The 19195-nt window shown below is 60.9% G+C and carries 16 protein-coding genes; 10 read left to right on the top strand and 6 right to left on the bottom strand.

All coding sequences use genetic code 11. The annotated features are described in order from the left end of the window. Positions 1-69 precede the first annotated feature (69 nt). Entirely contained in the window at positions 70-2385 is a 2316-nt protein-coding gene (locus AC07E3_RS01145; protein WP_336068612.1) for an NADP-dependent malic enzyme, read from the bottom strand. 305 nt (positions 2386-2690) lie between these two features. Between AC07E3_RS01145 and AC07E3_RS01140 the strand changes: the two genes are divergently transcribed. After that, a complete protein-coding gene (locus AC07E3_RS01140; RefSeq protein WP_336068614.1) occupies positions 2691-3521 on the top strand; it encodes a UDP-2,3-diacylglucosamine diphosphatase in 831 nt (276 codons plus the stop codon). 24 nt (positions 3522-3545) lie between these two features. Here the strand turns inward: AC07E3_RS01140 and dgcA are convergent, their stop codons facing one another. Next, on the bottom strand, positions 3546-4529 hold the full coding sequence (dgcA, locus tag AC07E3_RS01135; RefSeq protein WP_478360043.1) for an N-acetyl-D-Glu racemase DgcA: 984 nt from the start codon (positions 4527-4529) through the stop codon (positions 3546-3548). 114 nt (positions 4530-4643) lie between these two features. Between dgcA and AC07E3_RS01130 the strand changes: the two genes are divergently transcribed. The 4 genes from AC07E3_RS01130 (at position 4644) to AC07E3_RS01115 (ending at position 8751) form a co-directional block, all read left to right on the top strand. Continuing rightward, positions 4644-5834, top strand: a complete 1191-nt coding sequence (locus AC07E3_RS01130) for an ABC transporter permease (protein WP_478360042.1) — start codon at positions 4644-4646, stop codon at positions 5832-5834. An 8-nt stretch (positions 5835-5842) separates the two neighbouring features. Continuing rightward, complete coding sequence (locus tag AC07E3_RS01125; protein WP_336068623.1) at positions 5843-6655, top strand: ABC transporter ATP-binding protein; 813 nt, start codon at positions 5843-5845, stop codon at positions 6653-6655. A gap of 9 nt (positions 6656-6664) precedes the next feature. Further along, complete coding sequence (locus AC07E3_RS01120; RefSeq protein ID WP_464580180.1) at positions 6665-8038, top strand: MlaD family protein; 1374 nt, start codon at positions 6665-6667, stop codon at positions 8036-8038. A 110-nt stretch (positions 8039-8148) separates the two neighbouring features. After that, positions 8149-8751: an ABC-type transport auxiliary lipoprotein family protein gene (locus AC07E3_RS01115; protein WP_336068628.1), complete on the top strand. Its 603-nt coding sequence runs from the start codon at positions 8149-8151 to the stop codon at positions 8749-8751. Positions 8752-8771: 20 nt separating this feature from the next. Here AC07E3_RS01115 and AC07E3_RS01110 read toward each other — a convergent pair whose 3' ends face one another. Continuing rightward, positions 8772-9812 carry a zinc-dependent alcohol dehydrogenase family protein gene (locus AC07E3_RS01110; protein ID WP_478360041.1) on the bottom strand — a complete coding sequence of 347 codons (1041 nt, stop codon included), beginning with the start codon at positions 9810-9812 and terminating at the stop codon, positions 8772-8774. A gap of 187 nt (positions 9813-9999) precedes the next feature. Continuing rightward, the gene (locus tag AC07E3_RS01105; protein ID WP_478360040.1) at positions 10000-14817 is read right to left on the bottom strand and encodes an apolipoprotein A-IV repeat region-like domain-containing protein; all 4818 of its coding nucleotides are present in this window, start codon (positions 14815-14817) and stop codon (positions 10000-10002) included. A gap of 267 nt (positions 14818-15084) precedes the next feature. Here AC07E3_RS01105 and AC07E3_RS01100 point away from each other — a divergent pair, with 267 nt between their 5' ends. Together AC07E3_RS01100 and AC07E3_RS01095 are read left to right on the top strand one after the other, a co-directional pair. Continuing rightward, positions 15085-15441, top strand: a complete 357-nt coding sequence (locus tag AC07E3_RS01100) for an Hpt domain-containing protein (RefSeq protein ID WP_478360039.1) — start codon at positions 15085-15087, stop codon at positions 15439-15441. Between the two features lie 149 nt (positions 15442-15590). Continuing rightward, positions 15591-15911 carry a 2Fe-2S iron-sulfur cluster-binding protein gene (locus AC07E3_RS01095; RefSeq protein WP_065815193.1) on the top strand — a complete coding sequence of 107 codons (321 nt, stop codon included), beginning with the start codon at positions 15591-15593 and terminating at the stop codon, positions 15909-15911. Between the two features lie 60 nt (positions 15912-15971). Here AC07E3_RS01095 and AC07E3_RS01090 read toward each other — a convergent pair whose 3' ends face one another. Beyond that, the gene (locus AC07E3_RS01090; RefSeq protein ID WP_336068638.1) at positions 15972-16586 is read right to left on the bottom strand and encodes a DUF922 domain-containing Zn-dependent protease; all 615 of its coding nucleotides are present in this window, start codon (positions 16584-16586) and stop codon (positions 15972-15974) included. 152 nt (positions 16587-16738) lie between these two features. Here AC07E3_RS01090 and folP point away from each other — a divergent pair, with 152 nt between their 5' ends. Genes folP through folK form a run of 3 tightly spaced genes read left to right on the top strand, consistent with a single transcriptional unit; the run spans position 16739 to position 18473 of the window. Further along, positions 16739-17575 carry a dihydropteroate synthase gene (gene folP, locus AC07E3_RS01085; RefSeq protein ID WP_478360038.1) on the top strand — a complete coding sequence of 279 codons (837 nt, stop codon included), beginning with the start codon at positions 16739-16741 and terminating at the stop codon, positions 17573-17575. A gap of 15 nt (positions 17576-17590) precedes the next feature. Continuing rightward, positions 17591-17950, top strand: a complete 360-nt coding sequence (gene folB / locus AC07E3_RS01080; RefSeq protein WP_007007133.1) for a dihydroneopterin aldolase — start codon at positions 17591-17593, stop codon at positions 17948-17950. A 1-nt stretch (position 17951) separates the two neighbouring features. Beyond that, complete coding sequence (gene folK, locus AC07E3_RS01075) at positions 17952-18473, top strand: 2-amino-4-hydroxy-6-hydroxymethyldihydropteridine diphosphokinase (protein WP_478360037.1); 522 nt, start codon at positions 17952-17954, stop codon at positions 18471-18473. Between the two features lie 66 nt (positions 18474-18539). Here the strand turns inward: folK and AC07E3_RS01070 are convergent, their stop codons facing one another. Next, positions 18540-19085, bottom strand: a complete 546-nt coding sequence (locus AC07E3_RS01070; RefSeq protein WP_478360036.1) for a hypothetical protein — start codon at positions 19083-19085, stop codon at positions 18540-18542. Between the last annotated feature and the right edge of the window lie 110 nt (positions 19086-19195).

Raw genomic sequence — 19195 nt, 5'->3', positions numbered from 1 at the left:
GTTACAGTTAGAAATGCAACCTTATCGCGTATTGAGGGTCTGATAGCAACCTAATTTTTTCTGGAAGTTTCAGCTCGTCATAACGGCCTTGCTCTTTTGCAGGGCTTCGACGGCCGCAAGTGCGGTCATGTTCACGACGCCGCGCGAGGTGACGGAGGGTGTCAGAATGTGGGCGGGCATGGCCGTTCCGAGCAGGATCGGGCCGACATGCAGCGCATCGGTCATGATCTTCAATGTGGTCAGCGTTATGTTTGCTGCATCCAGACTTGGGAACACGAGAAGATTTGCTTCGCCGGAGAGCGATGCCTGTGGATACACGCGCTGGCGCAGCACTTCCGAAAGTGCGGAATCACCGTGCATTTCACCGTCGGACACGAGATCGGGGGCAACACGTTTCAACATCGATGCTGCCTCGCGCATCTTGATCGAGCTCTCAGAATCGCGCGAGCCGAAGTTGGAGTGCGACAAAAGCGCCGCTTTGGGCTCTATGCCGAAACGACGGATCTCCTCCGCTGCAAGAATCGTCGTCTCGACGATTTCCGAGGCCGAGGGACAAAGCGTGACATAAGTGTCCGTAAAGAATGTTACACCGAACTGCGAGATCAGCATGGAGAGCGTGGAGAGGTCGCAAACGCCTTCACGCTTGCCGATGATCATGTCTACGTAGCGCAGGTGCTTCTCAAACCGGCCTTCAAGACCGCAGATCATGGCGTCTGCCTCGTCGCGCATCATGGCGATGGCTGCAATCACGGTGGTGTTCGTGCGTACAAGGGTGCGCGCGGCTTCGGGCGTCACGCCGCGCCGGCCGGCCAGTTGCACCAGAAGATCAACATAGTCGCGATAGCGCGGATCGTCTTCCGGGTTGATGATCGAAAAATCCTCGCCGGGACGAATACGCAGGCCATAGCGCTTCAGGCGCGTTTCCACCACGTGCGGGCGGCCGATGATGATGGGTTCGGCTATGCCTTCTTCGATCACGACCTGGGCTGCGCGCAGCACCCGTTCGTCCTCTCCGTCTGCATAGATCACACGCTTGGTGCCCGCGCCCTTGGCTGCCGAGAAGACGGGTTTCATCACCAGGCCGGAGCGGAACACGAAGCGGTTCAGCCGGTCGAGATACTGGTCCATGTCCTCGATGGGGCGCGCCGCGACACCGCTCTTCATGGCCGCTTCGGCAACAGCCGGTGCGATGCGCAGGATGAGACGCGGATCGAAGGGTGAGGGGATCAGAAAGTCCGGGCCGAAGATTGGTGTCTCGCCCGAATAGGCGCGTGCTGCGACATCGGATGGTTCTTCGCGGGCGAGGCCCGCGATTGCCTTGACGGCAGCGCGCTTCATCTCCTCGTTGATCGCGGTCGCACCCACGTCGAGCGCCCCGCGGAAGATGTAGGGGAAGCACAGAACGTTGTTCACCTGGTTCGGGAAGTCCGAGCGCCCGGTGCAGATCATGGCGTCAGGCCGCGCTTCGCGTGCCACGTCCGGCATGATCTCGGGCACAGGATTGGCGAGCGCCAGGATCAGCGGTTTTTCGGCCATGTCCGCCAGCATTTCCGGCTTCAGCACTCCAGCCGCCGAGAGCCCGAGGAACACATCCGCTCCGCCGATCACTTCGGCCAGCTTGCGGGCGTCCGTGTCTTTCACATAGGGCGCTTTCCAGCGGTCCATCTCTTCCCTGCGGCCCTCATAGACGACGCCGTGCCGATCCGTAAGCCAGATGTTTTCGGTCTTCGCACCAAGCGAAACGAGCAGGTTGAGACAGGCAAGCGCGGCCGCTCCCGCGCCCGAAGAAACTATCTTTGCCGAGGCGATGTCCTTGCCGGCCAGTTCGAGGCCGTTCAGAACGGCCGCGGCCACAATGATGGCTGTGCCGTGCTGGTCGTCATGGAACACCGGAATGCCCATGCGGGCTTTCAACTGTTCCTCGACCTCGAAGCATTCGGGTGCCTTGATGTCCTCCAGATTGATGCCGCCGAAGGTCGGTTCGAGTGCCGCGACCGTCTCCACCATGCGGTCGATTTCCGGCGCGTCGATCTCGATGTCGAACACGTCTATGCCGGCAAACTTTTTGAACAGAACCGCCTTGCCCTCCATCACCGGCTTGGAAGCGAGCGGGCCGATATTGCCGAGCCCGAGCACGGCTGAACCATTGGAGACCACGGCCACGAGATTGGCCCGTGCCGTATAGTCCGCAGCACTTTTCGGATCGTCATGGATGGCCATGCAGGGGGCGGCGACGCCGGGCGAATAGGCAAGCGCCAGGTCACGCTGGTTACCCAGTGGCTTGGTGGCCTGAATTTCCAGCTTTCCGGGAGTGGGATGGCGGTGAAAGAAGAGCGCGGCTTCGTCGAATTCTGATCTCTGTGGTTTCTTGTTCTTGGTTGACATCAGCGGCTCCACATCATGGCTCTGGCGGCGTGGCCGTTTGGCTTGCGGCACGGTGTTCGGGCGTCATCGGAACCTGAAAGGTCGCGGCGCTCAAACGGTATGAATCGTCTCATGTGCTTAGGCGCTCGCCGGCGCTTTTTCCAGCGCTGAATGTCGAGAAGCAGTTTCATACGCCGGAATCGTGCCCGGCGCGGCGTTTTGCCGTTCTTCAACGCCATTTTTCCGTATCGAAACGGTAGTCGTCATATGTCTGTGACATGAATCGGGCCATAGAATGCGCGACTTAACAAGGCTCAGGCGGGACAATGACCGGCGCTGAACACCGCAAATTTCGCGCACTCTTCATCTCCGACATCCACCTCGGCTCGAAGCCGGCGAAGGCCGAGTTTCTGATCGATTTTCTGCGCTATCACGATGCGGAGCAGATTTATCTGGTCGGAGACATTGTCGACGGTTGGCGTCTCAAGCGCTCGTGGCACTGGCCGGCGGCGCACAATGATGTGGTGCAAAAGCTCCTGCGCAAGGCGCGCAAGGGAGCCGAGATCACCTACATCGCGGGCAACCACGATGAGTTTCTTCGCTCGTTTCAGGGCGTCCACTTCGGCGGCATCGTCGTTGCTGACCGCGTGATCCACGAGGCCGCAGACGGGCGCAGATTTCTCGTCATCCACGGCGATCAGTTCGACCAGGTCGTGCATAATGTGCGCTGGCTTGCCTATCTGGGCGACAAGGCCTACGACCTCGCCATTGTCATCAACCGTGTCATCGCGCGCGTGCGGCGGTTTCTTCGACGTCCATACTGGTCGTTTTCTTCCTGGGCAAAGATCAAGGTCAAGAAGGCGGTCAAGTTCATAAGCTCGTTCCAGGACGTGCTTGCCCAGGAAGCCCAGCGCTCCGAGGTTGACGGCGTTATCTGCGGACACATCCATCATGCCGCGATGGAAGACATTCGCGGCATAAGCTACATGAACACGGGCGACTGGGTCGAAAGCTGCACGGCGCTTGCCGAGAATTTCGACGGCAGCTTCGAGATTATCACGTGGGCGCAGATTCTCGATGTCGAGTCTGCGGCTGCGGCTTCGAAGGAGCGCGCCATCGTTGCTGCATTTCAGGGGGAGCGGATCAAGGCCGCCTGAGCGGCCCTGATCGCCAAAGCGCCTTCAGCCCCAGAGCTGCGGCGAAGGGGGCGAGACTAGTGAGCCGGAATAGCTCAGTCCGTGCGGACGGTCCTTCGCCAGAAGCAGCGGGCCGTCCAGGTCCACGAAATCGGCGCCCTGGGCCAGCAGCACCGCCGGTGCCATGGCGAGCGACGTGCCCACCATGCATCCCACCATCACGCCAAACCCCATTTCACGAGCGCGGTCGCGCAGGTCCAGCGCCGCTGTGAGGCCGCCGGTCTTGTCGAGCTTGATGTTGACGAAATCGTAGAGCCCGGCAAGTTCGGGGAGGCTGTCGGCGGTGTGCACGCTCTCATCCGCGCAGATTGGCACCGGGTGCGGGATGTCGCGCAGAATCCCGTCCTTTCCGGCGGGTAGCGGCTGTTCGATCAGGGCAACGTGGAATTCTGCTGCCGCCAGCATGTTTTCGCGGATGTTTCCTTCGGTCCAGCCTTCATTGGCATCGACGATCAGGCGGCTGTCGGGGGCAGCACCCGCCACGGCATGAATGCGTGCCGCATCGTTTTCACCGCCGAGCTTCACCTTCAGGAGAGGACGCGTTGCATGCGCGCGCGCCTGTGCTGCCATTTCCTCAGGTGCGGCGAGCGAAATCGTATAGGCCGTCTGCAACGGGCGTGGCGGAATGGTGCAGGCCGTCGCGGAAGCGCGCCTGCCCGAAAGCTTCGCTTCGAGATCCCAAAGAGCGCAATCGACGGCGTTGCGGGCAGCACCGGCTGGCATGGAGGTGACGAGGTCGGCGCGGCTGATGCCGTTGGCAATGTCCTCGCGCGCTGACTCAATCTGAGCGATTACGCTGTCCTCCGATTCGCCGTAACGCGGGTAAGGCACGCATTCCCCCTGGCCGCGAACGCCGTTTTCGCTCACCGTGCAGGTGACGACTCGCGCCTCGGTGCGCGAGCCTCTGGAGATTGTGAAGACACCTGCAATGGGAAAACCTTCGGTGTTTGTGGCCAGTTCGCGTGTCATTTCCACCCTTCTTCTCGCAAAAATCACAATTATCGGAGGAACATGCCTTATATGGCCCTTCTGCGGACCGGCAACCGGTTCCCTTTGGACCTGCTCCACACTAATGATGGTGCCATGTTGACCAATTCCGTTGACGACGCAAGCGACGCAGGGCGTCCAGCCGGCCAGAATGGCGAGCCCCGTCTCGAGACGGACACGAAGGGCGGCGCGCTCTCCTGCCGCCTTTCGGGGGCCTGGAACACGCGGACTGTCGCCAGGGTCGATGCCCGCATGCGCACGCTGGAGGCGCAGGACGGTTTGCAGCGCGTTTCCGTGGACCTTTCCGGTATCACCAACCTCGATACGGCTGGCGCCTGGATCATCGAGCGCCTCGTCCATGCGCATCAGACGCGCGGTGCCGATGTGACCGTCACCGGCGAGAGCGAAGCTGCCAAGATACTCCTGCCTGCGGTGCGCGATGCGGTCGAGCAGGACGGCGAGAGCAGGCCGCGCCAAAAGAGTTCGCTGCTTGTCAGCCTCCTGGAGCGGATCGGCCGCGCCATGTATGAGGCGCGGGACGATATCGTCTATGGTGCGCATATTCTTGGCGCTACCATCGGTGGCGCCCAGATGAAGCTTGGCCGCGCGCACGCGATCAACCCTGCCGCCATTGTCAACCAGATCGACCGGATGGGCGTGGGCGCAGTGCCGATCATCGTTCTGATGTCTGCCATCGTCGGCGCCATCATTGCCCAGCAGGGTGCCTTTCAGTTGCGCTATTTCGGTGCCGAGATCTTCGTGGTCGATCTTGTCGGAATCCTGATCCTGCGCGAGCTTGGCGTGTTGATGACGGCGATCATGATTGCCGGTCGCTCCGGCAGCGCCATCACCGCCGAAATCGGCTCCATGAAGATGCGCGAGGAAGTGGATGCGCTGACGGTCATCGGCCTCAACCCGGTCGGCGTTCTGGTCTTTCCGCGTCTGGTCGCCCTGATGGTCGGGGTGCCCTGTCTCACCATCGTTGCAAATTTCGCGGCACTCGGCGGCGCGATGCTCATTGCCTGGCTTTATTCAGGTATCCCGCCCGAGGCCTTCATTGATCGCCTCAGGGATTCGATCGATCTTTCAACAATCTTTGCCGGTTTGATCAAGGCGCCCTTCATGGCGCTGATCGTCGGTATTATTGCCTCCATCGAGGGGATGAAGGTGGGAGGCAGTGCCGAGTCCCTCGGCGGTCACGTCACTGCGTCCGTGGTCAAGGCGATTTTCGTCGTGATCGTCGTTGATGGGATGTTCGCCATTTTCTACGCAGCAATCGATTTCTAGGTGGCGGCATGGTGGTGATCGAGGAACGGCAGGAAGAGCAGGTGGCGCAGTCGCGGGATGTGGTTCTTTCCGTACGCGACGTCACTGTCGGTTTCGGTGATACGCTGGTGCTCGACGGTCTTTCGCTCGACGTCTATCGGGGCGAAATTCTTGGCTTTGTCGGTGCGTCGGGAGCTGGAAAATCGGTGCTTTTGCGCACGATCCTCGGTCTCGTGCGAAAACGCTCGGGCACGATCCACCTGCTTGGACAGGACCTTGACGCTGCGACGGATGAGGAACGCCTGAGGGTCGATATGCATCAGGGGGTTCTCTTTCAGCACGGCGCGCTGTTTTCAGCGCTGACGGTGCTCGAGAACATCCAGGTGCCGATGCGTGAATATCTCGACCTGCCGCGCGCGCTGATGGATGAGCTGGCTTATCTGAAGCTTGAACTTGTCGGTCTGCCACGCAATGCAGCAACGAAATACCCATCCGAACTCTCGGGCGGCATGATCAAGCGGGCTGCTCTTGCGCGCGCCCTCGCACTTGATCCGGATATCGTTTTTCTGGACGAGCCGACATCCGGCCTTGACCCGATCGGTGCGGCTGAGTTCGATGAGCTGGTCGGGAAACTGCGCGACACGATGGGGCTGACGGTCTATATGGTCACCCACGATCTCGACAGTCTCTTGACGGCATGCGACCGCATCGCTGTTCTCGGTGGCAAACGTGTTCTCGTCGAAGGCACGGTCGAGGACATGCTCGCATGCGATGATCCTTGGGTGAAAGCCTATTTCAGGGGAAAGCGGGCCCGGCAGATCGACCGTTCCGCGAGAGGTTAGCAGGTTATCATGGAAACCAGAGCCAACTACGTTCTTGTCGGCTTCTTCACCGTTCTGGTCATCCTGGCTGCGTTCGGTTTCGTTTACTGGACCGCCAATATCGGCGACCGGGGCGAGACCGCGGTTCTGCGGTTTCGCATTCCCGGTTCCGCATCCGGCCTCTCGCGTGGCAGCGCGGTGCTCTTCAACGGCGTGAAGGTGGGGGATGTGCGCCGCGTCTATCTGGATCTTTCCAACCCGAGTGTCGCGATCGCCGACGCGGAAGTGGACCGTCTGACCCCGATCACGCAATCCACAAAGGCGGATGTCGGGCTTGCGGGCCTCACCGGAACGGCAAACATCGAGCTGACGGGCGGTGATCTCAACGAGCCCAATCTGTTTGACCTGGCCGAGGAGCGGGACACGGTCGCGGAGATTCAGGCAAGCCCTTCGGCGGTGACCAATCTGCTGCAGACGGCCCAAAGCCTTCTGACGCGGGCTGATTCCGTTGTGTCCCAGCTTGAAGGGTTCACGAAAGACGCCCGGCAGCCGCTTACGGATACGGTCAAGAACGTCCAGCGCTTTTCCGAGGCACTGGAGCGCAATGCGTCCGGCATCGACACATTCCTCGCCAATGTGAGTTCGCTCTCGGAAACGATCTCAAAAGTGTCCGGGCAGCTCGACAGCACCCTGAAGGCCGCCGAGGAGCTGATTACGTCGGTCGACCGTGACAAGATTGCGTCGATGGTTGGCAATTTCGACGAGTTTTCGGGGCGTCTGGAGAAGGCGAGCCGCAACATCGACACGGTCATGACCAGCGTCGATGAGACCGTGCGTTCGATCGGCACTTTCTCGACCAATGCCAACCAGACACTCGCCAAGCTCGACGGCGTTCTTGATAGCGTCGATCCTGCTACGGTCAAATCCGCCGTCGGTAATTTCGAGCAGGCAAGCGCGACCGTGAACCGTGCTGCAAAAAGCATCGCCGATGTCAGCGAAACTGTGGACAAGCGCAAGGACGACATCGACCAGTTCATCACCAATGCCAGCGAACTGGCGAGCCAGCTGAACAAATCGTCGGTGCGGCTCGATTCCGTGCTCGCCAAGCTCGACGGTATGCTTGAATCCGGTGATGGCGACGGTCTGATGGCCGATGCACGCGAAACACTCAGGTCTTTCCGCAAGATGGCCGAAACGCTGACCGTCCGTGTGGATGCGATTTCAGGCAATCTGGAGCGTTTCTCGGGAGGTGGATTGCGTGAGGTCGAGTCTCTGGTGCGCGATGCTCGCCGTTCGATCAACCGGATTGAGAGCGCGGTGACGGATTTCGAGCAGAACCCGCAACGCATCATCACTGGCGGCGATGGGACGATTCGCCGTTATGACGGGCGGGTCCGACGTTGACATTCGAGCCACATCATCCCAAACAATTCGGGACAGGGTCTTTTGCTTTTTGAGAAGTTTCAGGGGCGAATCCCGCCGGATTCTCCGGCGTTCGGATTGAGGAGCGGTTTTTGAGGACGAGGGCGAGGATTATCGCGCTGCTGGCGTTGGGGGGCGTTCTGGCTGGCTGTGCTGCCTTGCCGGGCGGCGGACCTGCGCCCGTGGATGCCTTCGATCTCACCACGCCCCCCGTCTCGCAGGACGGACGCCGCGTCAGCCGGAAACAGATCCTTGTCACAGAGCCCACGGCCATCAAGATGCTCGACGGGCAGGACATTGTGGTCAAGACGTCGAGTGGCGCTATTCAGTATCTGGGCGGCGTCCGATGGGCCGACCGGCTGCCGAGGATCGTTCAGACACGCATGGCCGATCTCTACCAGCGTTCGGGCCGCTTCGGCGGCGTCGGCATGCCGGGCGAGGGACTGGCGATCGACTACCAGATTCTGGCAGACCTGCGTGCTTTCAATGTGCGTGTCGACGGACAGGATCGCGCCGAGGTCGAGATCTTCGTTCGCATACTGAACGACCGAAACGGAACCGTACGGGCTTCGCGCGTCTTCACCGCATCGACCCCCGTGAACGGCAGCGGCGGGCAGGCGTTCGCCACGGCACTTGACCGCGCCTTCGGCACGGCCATGGCGGATCTCGTGGACTGGACTGTCTCCAATACCTGAATCCCCGCAAACGCTGCTCTTCAGAAGCGGTTGATCACCGTTGCACCGACAGACTGGAACCGGTCCATCGCCATCAGTGCTTCAATCGATTCTTCAAGGCTGATCTGTTGTCCCACCAGCCGCTCAGGGCTGAGCTTGCCTGCCTGGATCATGGCCAGCATCGCGTCATAGCGGTGCGCCTGCATGCCGTGGCTCCCCAGAATCTCCAGTTCGTGGGCGATGACCCGCGCCATGGGAATCTGCGGCGCGCTGTGTTCAGCCAGCATCAGACCGATCTGCACATGCCTGCCACGCCGGCGCAAATTCTGGATCGAGTTGAAGCAGGTTTCGGGATGGCCCAGCGCATCGAGGGAGAGATGGGCACCGCCATTCGTGATGTCGAAGACCGCTTCGGCAACATTGGTCACCGTTCCTGCGTTAACAGTTGCGGTTGCGCCGAGTTCGCGGGCGAGGGCCAGCTTGTCCTCTGCAATGTCCACTGCCACCACATTTGCACCGAGGGCGCTGGCTATCATGATGGCGGAAAGCCCGACGCCGCCGCAGCCGTGTACGCAGACCCATTGACCGGCAGAAACCCGGCCCTGATCCACAACCGCGCGAAACGATGTGGCGAAGCGGCAGCCAAGGCTGGCCGCGGTCACGAAATCCATGGTTTCAGGCAATGCCACGAGATTGAGATCGGCCTGGTGAATTGCAACGAATTCGGCGAAGGAACCCCAGTGCGTGAAGCCCGGCTGAAACTGGTTGTGGCAAACCTGCTGCTGCCCGGCATGGCATTCGGGGCATGAACCGCAGCCTCCGACAAAGGGAACAGTAACGCGGTCGCCCACCTTCCACCGCTGAACGTCTTTGCCGACCGCCTCCACCGTACCGGCCAGTTCGTGGCCGGGAACATGTGGCAGTTCGATATCAGGGTCGTGCCCCATCCAGCCATGCCAGTCGCTTCGGCAAACGCCCGTGGCCTCAACCTTGATGACGACCCCGTGCTCGGCCGGTGAGGGGTCAGGCAGCGTGGCGATCTGCGGCGCCTGTGCGAAGCGTTCAAAGAGCACGGCCTTCATTGACATCTCCGAGCCTGAAACGTGAGCGTGAGATCCTATCGGAGTTCCGGTGTCTTTCGTTGTCAAAGGCTTTTTGTTGTTCCAGCATGAGCCGTGCGCCCAGACAACGGTTTGCGGATTGCCATCCAAAAGGAAACGGGCCCGCGAGGGGCCCGTCCGGTTCGTTCAGCTTGTATGCTGTTTCGTGTTAGCGAAGACGGCCACTCGCGTGTGCCAGCATCGTGTAGACCTTGCCCGTGTCCGAGGTCAGATAGGTCTGGGTCATCATGTTGTCTCGATCCGAGCGCGACACGTCGCGCAGAAGTTTCTCGAAATCGCGGCAGTACAGATCGACCGCCGAATGGAACTCGGGATCGGAACGATACTTGTTCTGGATTTCGTCAAAAGTCTGCTGGCCCTTCAGCGTATAGAGCCGGCGCGTGAAGACATTGCGCTCCCCACGGCGGTAGCGGTCCCACAGGTCGATCGATGCTTCATGGTCGATTGCACGGGCGATGTCCACGGAAAGCGAATTCAGCGATTCCACGACATGCAGGGCTGAACGGTCTTCCTTCTGAACGGAAGGCGCCGGGCGGTCACGCTCGCCGCCACTTTCCTCATTTGAAGCACTGCGCAAAAGATCACGGATCCAGCCGCCGCCCGCCGCGGGCTGATTTGCCTGCTGGGGGGCACGTGCGGTCTCGGCCGGGCGCGGTGAAGCTGGCGCCGACTGGCGCGGTCGTTCGATCACCGGCTGCTGCGCGGCGGCAGGGGCCGGTTGAGATACACGCGGTGCCGGTGTGGGCGAAGGCTGACGCAGCGGAGCCGGCTCGGCTGCGAGGCGGCTTTCGCTTTGCTGGTCGAGCCCATGCATCCGGCCGGATTTCGACACGATGTCGGAAAGCTCCTTCAGCGCGTTCACCTGTTCGGTGATGGCGTTGCGCATCGCCGAGGTGGACTGCTTGGCCTCAGCCGGCAGTTCTGCGATGCCGCGCTTCACGTCGCTTCGGGTCTGTTCCAGTTCGTTGCGGATTTCAGCAGCCGTGCGGCGGATTTCATCCGTGGCCCCGCTGAAGCGGCTGGTGGCCGCTTCAACGACCTCGGCGATCGACTGGCGGATGCCCTCGACCGATTGCTGCGTGCGGCCCTCGGCGGAGGTGAGTGTGCGCCCGACAAAGTCTTCGAACGCATTCATCGTCCGCTCGATGTGCTCCGATTTCTCGGCCAGGCCGGAGGCGAGGGCTTCGAGAGCCTTCTGGCGGTCTTCGAGATTGCCGCTCAAACCGGACTGCGCGCGTTCGAGCAGCTCGGATGCCGTTTCCAGCACCTTGCTGTGATCTTCGAAGCGGCTGGCGATGGCAGAAATCTCACGCAGCGTCCTGTCGGAGAAATCGGCCAGGCGGCCCGAGTTCGCATTGATGAGGCTTGCGGAATTGGAGAAGGTCTCCGCTGCCTTCTCCGCATTTTCAGCGAAGTTCGTGGCAGTGGTGCTGAGCCGCTCGTCGACCTCGGAGAGATTTTTCGAAGCGGTGGAGATCAAGGCGCCCAGACGCTGACCCGAAACGCCAAGCTTCTGCAGAAGCTCATCGATATGACCGCTGAGGCTCGACTGCACGTGTTCGAAGGCCGAAAGCGCTTCATTCGTGCGGTTGGTGAGCGCGTTGAGAAGTGCCGCGTTCTCGGACTGCAGACGCTGCGTGGTTTCCGTCGTGATCGCTTCGATGCTTTCGCGCAGTTCCCCGCCGCTGGCTGCGAAACGCTCCACGAGCGGTTTTGCCGTCTCGTCCAGAATGCGCGACATCTCGGAGGTGCGCCCGGCGAGGATCGCATTGAGCTCACGGGTCCGCTCTTCCAGGTTTGAGACGGTCTCGTTCGTGCGCTTGCCAATGTGCTCGTCGACCGAAGCGAAGGTCTGGGCAATCGTATCAGCTGTGGAGACAAGGCGCGCCTGCGTCGTCGAGAGCTGCTGGTTGACATGCTGGGCGACCGATTCCGCGCTTTCGCGCAGGCGGGCGTCTGCATCGTTGATGCCGCCGGAAATCGCGCTCGCAATCATGCTGGCGCTGTTCGAGAGGCGCTCCTGCAGGCTGGAAAGGGAAGTGCCCATGGCACTGGCGCGTGCGTCCAGCTCGGCCGAAGTCTGATGTGTGCGGGCGATGATGCGCTGATCGAAATCCTCGAAGGTTTTCGACAGATCCTCGGTGCGGGCCGCCAGTTGCTCGGTGGTCTGGTCGACACGGCTGACGAGCCTGCGATCCGCGGCATCAAACGTGTCGGTAATCGCCCTTGTGTGCTGCGACAGTGTTTCCGCGGTCGATTCAAGACGCGCTGCAATGCGGCCGTCAACTTCGGCAAATGTCTGTGCGAACACGCCGGCACGTTCGGTGAAGCGCGCGGAGGCGTCGTCGAAGGTGCGATCGATGTCCTCGATACGTGCGCCAAGGGTCGACGCGGTCTGTTCGGCACGCGCCGCGATGCGCTGGTCGGCGTCCTCAAAGACCTTGGAAGCTTCCTCGTTCAGCATCGAGGTTGCCTCGATCACCTTGTCGCGCAGGGCTCCGGCGACGACGATGGCGCTGCTCTCGAGCGTGCTGCGCACATTCTCCACGCCAATGGAAAGCGCTTTTTCCATGGTCTGCGTGCGCTCTTCGATGATCCCCGTCTGTTTGGTGAAGATCTCATTGACGCGCAGGGCCTCGTCTTCGATCACGGCATTGAGGGCCGAGCGGTGCTCATCGATCTTGGCGATATTCGCGTCGAGCGCCTGACCAAAGCCGTCGCGTGTCCTGGCAAGCTGCTGAACCTGCTCTCCGATCCCGGCCTCGAAGGTTGCACGTGCCAGATCGAGCTTCTCCATATCCTCGGTGAGCGCACCGGAAAGCCGCTGGTGCGTTTCTTCAAAGGCCTGGATTTGACGCTGTGCAGCCTCACTCATGCGCGACTGGGTGGCGTCGATACGCTCAATGCCTTCATCGAAATGCGCGGCCATCTGCGACCAGTTCTGGTCGAGACGCTTGCCGAATTCGCCGGCGGTGTTCTCCAGCATGATGCTGGTCGATGCCACGAGGTCGGAGAGCTCGCTGCCGAGCGCAGATTTGCCTGCTTCGACGGCTGCCGAAACCTCGTCTTTGCCATGTGCGAAGGTGTTGGCGATCTCCCGGGTGCGCTCGACGAGGGTTTCATTGATGCTGCGCGCACGCGCTTCCAGGGCCGAATTGAGCTTCTGTGTGCCTGCGTCGAGCGCTTCGGCGCGGGTGGTGAACTCGGCAATGAGTGCCCGGCCACGTTCGGTGACGGCATTCTCGAGCTGGCCAAGACGGGTGTCGAATTCGCTCGACATGGAGTCGGTCGCCTCACCCAGCGAGGAGAGCAGCGCCGAGCTGCGGGTCTCGAACAGCGTGTTGAGCGACCGGGTCGTCTGGTCGGTACGCTCGGCAAGGGTTGCCATGCGTTCATCGAACAGATTGCCCAGCGTCTGGGCCGCGTCCTGGGTCTCCTTGGTGAGGGTGCCGAGGCGCGAATCGAGAACCTTCGTCAGGGTCTGTTCCGCATCCTGTGTGTTCTGGCTGAACACCGAGATACGCGAATCAAGAACGTTGCCAAGCTTGGTCGCGGCTTCTTCGGCGCCATCGGCCAGAGCCGAGACGCGCGAATCGAGCAGGCCGCCGATCTTTTGAGTCGCCTCGTCGGTCCGCTCCGCCAGCGTAGCCATCCGCGTGTCGAACAGCGTGGCGAGGTTCTGTGTTGCATCCTCCGTGCCCCTGGTCAGGGACGCGATGCGCGTGTCGAGCAGGCTTGCGACAGCGTCACCGGAGGTGGTGATGCGTTCCGAAAGGCTCTGGATGCGATCGTCGATGCCCTTGTGCAGGGTGCCGCCAGTGCCTTCGAGCTGCTTCAGGAGCGCCTCACTTGATGCGTTGACGGAGGCTGCAAGCTGCTTGGAAGCATCGGCGATGGTCGCACGGATGCGCTCGCCGGCAGTGTCCAGCTCGTCCTTCAGGATTTCATGTGCGCCGGCGATGGATGCGCGTACGCGTTCAGCGTGGCCGACAATGCCTTCACGTTCCGAGCCAAGCCCGTCCACCAGGTGGCGAATGCGCGATTCGTTCTCCGAATAGGCGCGCTCCAGTTCACTCACCTCGGTGTGGACCAGGGATTCGAGCTCGACGGCGCGGGTGAGGGTGCGGTCCATGCCGTCACCCATGGCCTGCACTTCACGGCGCACGGCCTGACCAACGGTCATGATGCGCTCATGGGCGAGGTTTTCAGGCTCGGCAAGACGGAAGGCAGCTTCCGCCATCGATTGCGCGGCAAGACGCATTTCCTGCGCGCGGCGCACCATGACGGCAAACCCCCAGAACAGGATCACCGGGACGACAATGCCGACGAGCAGCGCAATTGCGTGCGGTGCCGCCATAAGGGCACCGGTCGAGCGAATCTGCCAGAGCGCGGAGCCGTAGAGCATCTGGCCGAGAAGAAGACCGCCGCCAATCCAAAGGGCGGAGAGGGCCGCAACCAGCCAATAGGCTGTGTTGGGTGCGCGGCGGTTGAATTTGCGCATGACCGCACTGAAATCCCCGGCCCGGTCGTCATTGGCGGGGGCGAAAGGCTGGGAAGCGGTGTTTTCGGGCGCCGGATCGACCGGTGTGAGGTTCTTGCGGTCGAGAGGCGCTTCTTCGGTTTTAGCAGGCTTGGAAACGGGGTGGCTTGCCTTCTCTGGCGCAGCAACGCCGGAAGCCGGAGTGGTCGGCTTGGCACCCGGGGCGTTTCCAGCCGTTTCCTTGGCGGACGGCGAGGTGTTTTTCTTTTCGCTCACGGTGACCTTGCCGTCCCCGTTCTTGTCGCGGTTTTCGCGCGCGAGTTCCTCGGCCGCTGCAGAAATCTGCGCTTCCAGGTCCTCCATAGAGGCGGCGATATCCAGGTCGCCATTCTCCAGACCGTCTGCAAGCTCCAGATCGAGGGCATCCTCGAGTTCCTTCGCAAAATCGCGCTTGGGTTGATTTTTCTTTGCTACTGTACGCGCCATACCGCCAAACCTCAGCTACTCTCAGCCGGAGCCTCATACGCAAACTTGAGGAACCTCGTACTCCGACACTATGCCCAAATTGAGCCAATCGTATCGTAATGGGACAAGAGCCTGTTGAAAACATGCAATCGGTCCGATGTGTAAAAGTTTAAACATAAGGTTAACGACGTTTTTGGTGAAAGAGTCGCTTTGAAGCGAAGCCGTTAACCCGTTGTCCATCCGGCATTAATAGTGTGTGAAGGGTGCCGTAGAGGAAGCCGGGGACCGATGCGTGGATCAAATCAGGCAGAGCTTTTTGAGGAGGAGTGCGTGTCCGCTGGCCCGACACCGGTCGATCTAAAACACCTCTCGCGTCAGACCATGGGCGATCAGGCTCTGGCCCTTGAAGTCCTCGGCATGTTCCGCAGGCAGACGGAAGGACTCGGTGAGCGCATCCGCACTACTGATCTTCAATCGAGGCGCGAGATGGCGCATGCACTCGTCGGATCGGCACGAGGGGTCGGCGCGATGGAAATTGCGGCCTGTGCTGCTGGTATCGAAAAAGAACCGGCAGACGAGGAGAGCATAATGCGCCTGGTAAGCCTGATCCATGAAGCCAATGAATTCATTTCTGAATTAAGCTGATGCGATGTCGCGTCCCGGTACATGGATTGCCTTTCGTCTCCAAAAACCATAAGTGATGCGCGAAACTTGGAGCGCAACAGGCCGCGCCGAAGTTGCGCGCTCCATCTCCACGCACCCGCATCAAATCCAAAAAACTGCCGAGTATCCGCATGCCGAAGATCACCTATATCGTTCCCGATGGCACGCGCTTTGAGGTGGATGCCGAAAACGGCTCCACGGTCATGGAGAACGCCATCCGCAATGCCGTGCCGGGCATTGAAGCCGAGTGTGGCGGAGCCTGTGCCTGTGCGACCTGCCATGTTTATGTGGACGAGCAGTGGTCCGATACGGTCGGCCAGCCTGAGGCGATGGAAGAAGACATGCTGGACTTCGCCTACGAGGTTCAGCCCACCTCGCGCCTGTCCTGCCAGATCATCGTGCGTGATGATCTCGATGGTCTTGTGGTGCGCATTCCCGAGCGTCAGGCCTGAGCAAAAGAGTTTGCAGTCAGTTGGAGATGTCCGACGGCCGCATCTGCGCGGTGAAGTGCGCTAACCGGGGTTTCGTCCCTTTTCGAGCTGTTCCAGCCGGTAGTTGAGCAGGCGCATCAGGCGCCACTCGAAATTGCCGCTTTCGATGCGATCGAATTTTGCCTGTGCCGCATCGTGTTCTTCGAGTTTCTTCTGCGTCACCTGTTCGGCGCGCGCCTGCAGGGCTTCACAGGAAGAGCGCGGTGCAAGGTCGCCAATCCCGCTTTCGATGCTGCGCGCGTAGCGTTTGGCAATTCCCAGATGGCTTTCTTCATGGCGTTTGATGTCTTTTGACAGCGTATCCCAGATGAGGGCGGTTTCCGGTCCCGCGGTCCTTCGGTTGCGCCAGCGGGGCAGGAAGACCCGCGCCTTGACCGAAACCTTGACGTCGGCGATGCGGCAGCGCCGGTTTTCTTCCTCGTAGGTTATCCTGGTCTTGAACTCCATGCGTGTTGCGCCGGGGTGTCTCTGCCCGGTGCTCTGCACATGCGGCCCACGCGAGCGGAGCTGTTCTTCAATTTCGCTCAGCGTCTTGCCGCCGATGGAGAAATAGCTGTAGGTGCGTGAAATGTCGGCGCTTGCGGTGGGAAAGGTACCGAGTGCCAGCAGGGCGAGTGTCAGCGTGATGCGTCTCATGATGTCTCCGATCTTCACCCTGCGACGTCGGTTGCGCGATGACAAGCCCGGCACTTCCGGTTTCCGAGTCGGCCCGTCAAACACATTGCGGTTGATTTTGGCGGCAATGAGCCGCAAAAACGCCTGATTGCGATCCGGAGGCTACAAGCCCGATGACTTTTCCTGTCTGGAAACTTGCGCATGGGCGCGAACTCGTGCTCGGCCCGGACGCGATCATCATGGGCATTCTGAACGTTACGCCGGACAGTTTTTCCGATGGCGGTGCCTTTGTCGGCATCGAATCCGCGCTCCGCCAGGCAGACAGACTGATCGGCGAGGGGGCGTGCATTGTCGATATCGGCGGCGAATCGACCCGCCCCGGCGGCGCGCCGGTATCCGCTGCCGAAGAGCAGGATCGGATACTGCCTGTGTTCGAGGCGCTCGCGAGGCGCGATGACGTCCTTCTTTCCGTCGATACCTACCGGGCCGATACGGCACGGCTCGCCGTCGCTGCGGGAGCCCATATCGTCAACGATGTCTGGGGGCTTCAGCGCGAGCCGGGCATTGCAGAGGTCGCATCGCAAAGCGGGGCAGGGCTCGTCATCATGCACACCGGCCGCGAGCGCGAGAAGCTTTCCGATGTGATCGCCGATCAGTTCTCGTTTCTGCGCCGCTCGCTGGAAATCGCCCGCCATGCCGGCGTTCGGGACGAACAGGTCATGCTTGACCCGGGTTTCGGCTTTGCCAAGAACACGCAGGAGAACATCGAGATCATGGCTCGTTTCGAAGAACTGGCCGGCCTTGCATTCCCCCTGCTTGTCGGTACATCGCGCAAGCGCTTCGTGGGGGCGGTCACGGGCCGCGAGAGTGCAGAAGATCGGGATATGGGAACGGCCGCGACCAGTGCGCTGCTTAGAATGAAGGGCGCAGCCGTTTTTCGGGTGCACGATGTCGCAATCAACAGGGATTCGCTGAAGGTAGCAGATGCTATGCTTGCAGCGCAGAGATAGGCCGGTGAGGCGATGATGTATGTAATCCGGATGAAGAACTGCGCTTTCTTCGCGCGTCACGGCGTGCACGACGAAGAAGAGCGCCTGGGCCAGCGCTTCTATGTGGATGCGGTGCTGACCGTGGAACCTGGCCGTGCGCTTAGCGATGATTCTCTGGAGGGAACGGTCGACTACGGCGCGGCCTTCAAGGTCATTGAAGAGATCGTCGCCGGCAAGCGCCGGTTTCTGATTGAGGCTTTGGCGCTGGAAGTGGCGAAGGCACTTGCTGCCCGCTTCCCGCAGATTGCGCGTTCTGAAATCACGATACGCAAGCCCAACGCTCCTGTTCCTGGAGTTCTGGACTATGTCGAGGTTTCCGTGGTCTGGCCGCAGTAGAATGCAGGACGTTTATCTGGGTCTGGGGGGCAATATCGGAGACCCGCGCCGGGCGATGCAGATGGTTTTGGCGGCGCTCGATGCCCGGCGCGATACAGAGGTTCTCGCCGTCTCGTCGCTCTATCGCACGCCTCCGTGGGGCAAGCTCGATCAGCCGGATTTTCTCAATGCCGTTGCCATGGTGCGAACCAGCCTTGATCCGCATGCGTTCCTCGAGCAGTGCCTGACGATCGAACGGGCGCTCAAGCGCATACGGGCGGAGCGCTGGGGGCCGCGCCCCATCGACGTTGACATCCTGTTTTACGGTGACCGTACTGTGGACGATGCCGGGCTGACGATACCGCATCCGCGCATGGCCGAGCGTGCATTCGTCCTGGCGCCACTGGCCGAGATTGCGCCGGAGCGGGAGATTGACGGAAAATGCGCCAGAGCGCTCCTTGAAACGCTGGATCAGAGCGGTATGGAGCGAATTACGCCCGACGGAATGTGGTGGCGCGTCGATGGAGACAAAAAAAGCGGCTGAAAGCCGCTTTTTCTTCCCGAAAAACCTGGCGGCATGATCGACATGGCGCCCACAAGGCATCAGCGATTACTGCCGGGCGATGGCTTCGATGCCGCCGGAATCCGTGCGCTTCAGTTTCATTCCGATCACCGGAACCATATCGTCGTTCACCTGCACGGAAATGGTGATGTGCATCGTGTTTTTGTCGCTGATGCGCGCGCGCATCGCACCGCTGAGCGAGGAGCGGTGAAGAGCGAACACCACATCGTTTCCGATTACCTTGCCGCCGGTGACATCGAGACCCTTGCCGGCCGCGCCATCGAGAAAGGTTCCGATATAGCCGCCCTTTCCACGTACCACACTGGCCTTCATGGGCTGTGTGAAGACCCCGACACGACAGCTTCCGTCGAGCGCCATGCCAATCTTCTTGTCGGGCGTGCCACCGTCGAAATTACAGACGAACTTCGTACCCTTGTATTTGCCGGCGACAATCTCGCCGGGACCAGACCAGCTTCCTTCGACAGACTGGAAAAAACGCCGCTCCTTTTCCGAAGCTTCCGCCGTGCCGGCAAAACCGGAAATCGGGGCTGCAGCAGCGGCCAGAAGAGCGAGCTTGAGCGCGAATTTCAGCATGAGCTAAAGAACCAGATCAGGTTGAAAAAGAAATCTAGCGGGAATCCTGCCGCAGATTGGTTAAGGCTTTGTCTACCATACCGACCTGATTCGGTGCAGCCGCCGAGTGT

This window comes from Nitratireductor lacus, assembly GCF_056431025.1.
Note: the sequence above shows the minus strand (reverse complement) of the source record. Positions and strands in the feature narration are given on the sequence as shown.

Coding starts and splice junctions, on each gene's coding strand:
- AC07E3_RS01145 (WP_336068612.1), bottom strand. CDS start 2,385: ATGTCAACCAAGAACAAGAAACCACAGAGATCAGAATTCGACGAAGCC.
- AC07E3_RS01140 (WP_336068614.1), top strand. CDS start 2,691: ATGACCGGCGCTGAACACCGCAAATTTCGCGCACTCTTCATCTCCGAC.
- dgcA (WP_478360043.1), bottom strand. CDS start 4,529: ATGACACGCGAACTGGCCACAAACACCGAAGGTTTTCCCATTGCAGGT.
- AC07E3_RS01130 (WP_478360042.1), top strand. CDS start 4,644: ATGTTGACCAATTCCGTTGACGACGCAAGCGACGCAGGGCGTCCAGCC.
- AC07E3_RS01125 (WP_336068623.1), top strand. CDS start 5,843: ATGGTGGTGATCGAGGAACGGCAGGAAGAGCAGGTGGCGCAGTCGCGG.
- AC07E3_RS01120 (WP_464580180.1), top strand. CDS start 6,665: ATGGAAACCAGAGCCAACTACGTTCTTGTCGGCTTCTTCACCGTTCTG.
- AC07E3_RS01110 (WP_478360041.1), bottom strand. CDS start 9,812: ATGAAGGCCGTGCTCTTTGAACGCTTCGCACAGGCGCCGCAGATCGCC.
- AC07E3_RS01105 (WP_478360040.1), bottom strand. CDS start 14,817: ATGGCGCGTACAGTAGCAAAGAAAAATCAACCCAAGCGCGATTTTGCG.
- AC07E3_RS01100 (WP_478360039.1), top strand. CDS start 15,085: ATGCGTGGATCAAATCAGGCAGAGCTTTTTGAGGAGGAGTGCGTGTCC.
- AC07E3_RS01095 (WP_065815193.1), top strand. CDS start 15,591: ATGCCGAAGATCACCTATATCGTTCCCGATGGCACGCGCTTTGAGGTG.
- AC07E3_RS01090 (WP_336068638.1), bottom strand. CDS start 16,586: ATGAGACGCATCACGCTGACACTCGCCCTGCTGGCACTCGGTACCTTT.
- folP (WP_478360038.1), top strand. CDS start 16,739: ATGACTTTTCCTGTCTGGAAACTTGCGCATGGGCGCGAACTCGTGCTC.
- folB (WP_007007133.1), top strand. CDS start 17,591: ATGTATGTAATCCGGATGAAGAACTGCGCTTTCTTCGCGCGTCACGGC.
- folK (WP_478360037.1), top strand. CDS start 17,952: ATGCAGGACGTTTATCTGGGTCTGGGGGGCAATATCGGAGACCCGCGC.
- AC07E3_RS01070 (WP_478360036.1), bottom strand. CDS start 19,085: ATGCTGAAATTCGCGCTCAAGCTCGCTCTTCTGGCCGCTGCTGCAGCC.